The 5304-nt window shown below is 43.1% G+C and carries 3 protein-coding genes; 1 reads left to right on the top strand and 2 read right to left on the bottom strand.

What is annotated here, in order from left to right; translation table 11 throughout:
- Positions 1-2496: 2496 nt before the first annotated feature.
- On the bottom strand, positions 2497-2841 hold the full coding sequence (locus ACU01J_RS21415) for a hypothetical protein (protein ID WP_481087432.1): 345 nt from the start codon (positions 2839-2841) through the stop codon (positions 2497-2499).
- Positions 2842-2985: 144 nt separating this feature from the next.
- A complete protein-coding gene (locus tag ACU01J_RS21420) occupies positions 2986-3432 on the bottom strand; it encodes a GyrI-like domain-containing protein (protein WP_481087433.1) in 447 nt (148 codons plus the stop codon).
- A gap of 890 nt (positions 3433-4322) precedes the next feature.
- Between ACU01J_RS21420 and ACU01J_RS21425 the strand changes: the two genes are divergently transcribed.
- Positions 4323-5279: an IS110 family RNA-guided transposase gene (locus tag ACU01J_RS21425; RefSeq protein WP_481087434.1), complete on the top strand. Its 957-nt coding sequence runs from the start codon at positions 4323-4325 to the stop codon at positions 5277-5279.
- The last annotated feature ends 25 nt before the right edge of the window (positions 5280-5304 follow it).

Raw genomic sequence — 5304 nt, forward strand, 5'->3', positions numbered from 1 at the left:
AGTACGTTTTCATTCTCAGGATCGAAGACTAACGTTCTGACAAAATTACCAACAGCCTGATCCTTAAAGGTTTCTTCATCTTTAGGGTGAAATAAATATTTCATATGACCTCCTGAGTTATAACGCCCAATTAACGTGTGAGCAGCGCAGATACTAAACTTGAACACTGTGCCGTAAACACTAAATTCAACCTGAAGTGAGAGCGCCAAGCGTTGCGAATCACTGTTGAATTGTTTGTTATGTTTTACCACAAATACATGATTTACTTGAGAAAGAACTGCTATTTCTGGCTAGTTTTCTGCACCAAGCCACAAGACAGGAACTGACTTGACCGCCAAAGGCGACCAACCTAAAACGTGTAATTCCACTTCCCTGCCCAATGAGGAAACCCGACCAAGTAACAACAAGCACCCTTTCTTGCCAACCAAAGCGCAAAACAATGGCAAATTGCCGAGGCAACCGCCAAGCCGAAATGCTAATTGGCTAAGAACCTAGAAGCGACTTTGAGCCAGTTAAACCAGAAGCCAACCGCCACGACCTGACAATGAAGCAACCCACGAACATTGGCATGTTTTACGGGCTGAGAAATTCAAGAACTTATGTCGACAACGCGGATTTGCTGAGTCTACTAGGGACGAATTTCCAGAGGGACAAAGAACTAGAGCCTAAGACCTTTAAGTCTTTGAATTACAAGTAAACATAACGCCCAATTAAGGGGTGAACAACGCTTCCACCCAAACCTAATGCATTGTGCCATAAACACTAAACTTGAAGTAGAAGCAAAAATGCCGAGCGTTGTGAATCCCTCTTAAATTGATTGTTATGTTTTACCACAAACACATGATTTACTTGAGAAAGAACTGCTATTTCTGACTAGTTTTCTGAGCTAAACCACAAGGCTCGAACCAGCTTGACCATCAAAGGCGATTAACCTAAAACCTGTAATTCCACTTCCCTGCCCAATGAGGCAACCCGACTAAGCACCAACAAACGCCCTATTTTTCCAACCAAAGCGCAAGACAATGACAAATTGCCGAGGCAACTACCAAGCTGAAATGCCAATTGACTAAGAACCTGAAAGCGACTTTGAGTCAGTTAAACAAGAAGCAAACCGCCACGACCTGACAATGAAGCAACCCACGAACATTGGCATGTTTTACGGGCTGAGAGATTCAAGAACTTAGTCGACAATGCGGATTTGCTGAGTCTACTAGGGACGAATTGCCAAAGGGACAAAGAACTAGAGCCTAAGAACTTTAAGCCTTTGAGTTTCAAGTAAACATAACGCCCAATTAAGTTGTGAGCAACGCTGCCAAAACACTCAAACACTTCACCATAATCACTAAACCAATTGAAACCGAAAGCGCCGAGCGTTGCGAATCTGCTTAAATTGTTTGTTAGGCAAATTTTCCCGTGCGCTCACTAACTTGGTTTGAAACAGAATACCTTAAACACGATAAGCAACCAATCACCCACTGACTTTTGTGATTCAAGAACCACTAAAGTCACTATGTTACAACCGAGATTTTAACAACCACGAAATACACCCTTTCAGCAACAAAGTAGCTTTTGAACCTGAGAAACTCAAAGCTGCGAAATAACAGCAATAACGACAGCTTCTACTAACTTGCCCTTTCCGCAATTTGAGCCAGTGAAACTCTCCACCGACCAACGCTAAAAACCAATGAGGCAACCCACGAACTTTGGCATGTTTTACGGTTGGAGTGATTCAAGGACTTGAGCCGACAATACGGAATTGCCGACCGAGAAAAACGATGGGCAAAGGAAGCAAGAAGATTAGAACAAAGAACTTTCCTGCCCTTTGCCTAACGCCCAATTAAGTTGTGAGCAACGCTGCCACATGACCTAAACACTTCACCTTAACCACTAAACCAATTGAAACCGAAAGCGCCGAGCGTTGCGAATCAGCTTGAATTGTTTGTTAGGCAAATTTTCCTACGCACTCACTAACTTGGTTTAAAAACAGAATACCTTAAACACGATAAGCAACCAATCACCCACTGACTTTTTGTGATTCAAGAACTACTAAAGTCACTATGTTACAGCCTCACTTTCAACGTTCACGAAACACAGCATTTCAGCGACAAAGCAGCTTTTGAACCTGAGAAACTCAAAGCTGCGAAATGACAGCAATAACGAAAGCTTCGACTAACTTGCCCTTTCCACACTTGAAGCCAGTGAAGCTCAACACCAACCAACACTGAAAACCAATGAGGTAACCCACGAAATTTGGCATGTTTTACGGTTGGAGAGGTTCAAGAATTTAAGCCGACAATGCTGATTTGCCGACTTTGAGAAACGAACTGCCAAAGGGAGCAAGAAGATTAGAACAAAGAACTTTCCTGCTCTTTGCCTAACGCCCAATTAAGTAGCCCGAAACGCACTGGCTGACCTTCCGCATTGCTCGACAACACAAAACTCGACGCAAACCAAAATCGCTGAGCGTTGAGGGTCTGCTTGAATTGTTTGTTATGTTTACTCTACGACGGCCCCTTCAACTTTCCTTACCTTGGAGCAAGTTCCGTCATCTCTATAGTTAGCACACTCCCAAAAAACATCTCTCCAGATGATTTTTTCAGGATTCCAGGCCCTATTTTTGTTAAATACGCAAGTGCATGGAACCTCATCTTTATCAGCGGATCTGAGAGCGCTTTCTAAACTAGCTTTTGCTTCCTCGTACGCTTTTTGGGCTCGATCATATTCTTGCTTTTTAATCTCTACATTCTTGCGCAGTTCACTGACATCCGAGCTTTGCTCTACAGCAAAAGCAGTCGATGAGAGCAAAACCAATAACATTATCATTAACTTACGTAAAATCATGCTTAGTCTCCGTAAACATAACGCCTTGTTAAGGGGTGAGCAACGCAATACCGATGCCACCGCATACCGCCTTAAACACTAATACCAACGCATAGTAAAAATGCCACGCGTTGCGAATCCCTCTTGAACAATTTGTTATGTAAATTATTTCAGCGCGATGTAGACACTGACTTTGGTAGCACTGCCGTACTGCTCAAAATCTGTTGTATATGCCCTTTCATGCGCACAATTCGGAGAGCCAAAGTAAGACCAAACTGACCGCCAAGCAGCGATAACAGCAGTAGGAAACTCGCCTTCAGATTCAAACTTCAGGTAAGAACCCGAAACTACGGATACTGATGACAACTCAATATTCGATGAGGATACTTCATTCGAGCCCATTAATACGTCAAAGTAGCCATTGACGTCTGACTCGTAATTACAGTAAACACTATACGCTCTGGCTCCGGACTGATAATCAATAACTAGATTTGAGTCGACATACTCAACGTGCTTTGGAATGTTAGCCGTCTCGGGGTTCATTTCAATTTCATTGCGGGTTCTTAGGATTAGACCTTGGATTTCAAACCCTTTTACTTCAACGACTTCCATTTTTTACTCCATTTACATAACGCCCAATTAACGTGTGAGCAACGCATACACTGAACTTAACTACTGCGCCGTAAACACTAAACTCAACCCGAAGTGAGAGCGCCAAGCGTTGCGAATCACTGTTGAATTGTTTGTTATGTTTTACCACAAACGACTGATTTACTTGAGAAAGAACTGCGATTTCTGACTGGTTTTCTGAGCTAAGCCACAAGGCTAGAACCACCTGATCACCAAAGGCGACCCACCTAAAACAAGTAATTCCACTTCCCTGCCCAATGAGGCAACCCGACTAACAAATAACAAGTGCCCTTCCTTTCCAACCAAAGCGCAAAACAATGGCAAATTGCCGAGGCAACTGCCAAGCTAAAATGCTAATTGACTAAGAACCTAAAAGCGACTTTGAGCCAGTTAAACCTGAAACCGACCGCCACGACCTGACAATGAAGCAACCCACGAATATTGGCATGTTTTACGGCCTGAGTGATTCAAGAACTTAGACCGACAATGCGGATTTGCTGAAGCAACTCGGACAAACTGCCAAAGGGGCAAAGAACAGAGATCGAAGAACTTTTAAGCCATTGAAATACAAGTAAACATAACGCCGCATTAAGGTGTGAGCGGCGCTTGGCTATACTTGAGCGAAGCGAAACTGCCAAGCGTTGCGAATCACTCTTAAATGCTTTGTATGGATAATAAGCACTCAAATCGGGTAAGGTGAGACCCAGACTTTAGCTGCAACTAAAGTTCTTCTATCTAGTAGTTCGATTAAATGATGGCTCCTCTAGCGAGAGACCGGTAACAAGTACGAACACCTGATAGAACTCCAAGCACCACACTCGAATAGTCTTCTGGGTCTCGAGCCCGCATTTGCAAGCAAGAGTTAGCTTATTATGAATACAAACACACTTCAAAACATTAATGTCGGCGTTGATACTGGCAAGTCACAATTAGATATTTATATTCGCCCTCTCGATATTTACTTTACCGTTCCAAACAACGAAAAAGGTATCAAAGAAGCGGTACGAACTATTGCCAAACATCGACCTAACCGCGTTGTCATCGAAGCCACAGGTCGGCTTGAGATGCCCTTCATATTTGCCTGTGATAAAGCGAAGTTACCCTATGTCATTGCCAACCCATTGCATGTAAAAAGGTTCGCAGGAGCCATTGGACAAAGAGCTAAGAATGACCGTCTAGATGCCGCTCTCATTGCTCATTTTGGCGAAGCCATTCAACCTAAACTAACCAAGTTAAAGAGTGAAAATATTCGATTAATGAGTGACTTAGTCACAAGGCGAAATCAACTGCTTTCCATGCAGACGATGGAAAGAAATCGACAACAAATCTTACCTCAGAGTTTAGCTTCTTCCATAAAACCAATCTTGACCGCCCTTAAAAATCAAATCGTCAAAATAGAAGTAAAGATATCAAAACTCATCGATACCTGCCCTGAATATCAAGCTAAGAATGAAATACTACAGAGCATGCCAGGAATTGGAAAAATTGCATCCGCGTCTATCATCAGCAATGTTCCGGAACTCGGTTTCATCACCAATAAGCAAGCATCTTCTCTTATCGGTGTCGCTCCAATAACAAGAGAAAGTGGGCGCCTCAAAGGCAAACGGATGATACAAGGGGGACGCGCTCAAGTTCGTACCGTTTTATACATGGCAATGATGTCTGCCATCCAATGTAACCCCGTATTTAAGGCTACATATGAACGATTAGTTGCGGCAGGCAAACCGAAAAAAGTGGCAATCGTTGCCTGCATGAGGAAGATGGTGGTGATACTAAATTCAATGCTAAGGGACGGTGTTATGTGGGATAGCAATAGCGCCAAAAACTAACTATTGACGCCATAGTCTCTTGTTA

The sequence above is a fragment of the Vibrio sp. 2433-A1 genome (assembly GCF_056726085.1).

Coding starts and splice junctions, on each gene's coding strand:
- ACU01J_RS21425 (WP_481087434.1), top strand. CDS start 4,323: ATGAATACAAACACACTTCAAAACATTAATGTCGGCGTTGATACTGGC.
- ACU01J_RS21415 (WP_481087432.1), bottom strand. CDS start 2,841: ATGATTTTACGTAAGTTAATGATAATGTTATTGGTTTTGCTCTCATCG.
- ACU01J_RS21420 (WP_481087433.1), bottom strand. CDS start 3,432: ATGGAAGTCGTTGAAGTAAAAGGGTTTGAAATCCAAGGTCTAATCCTA.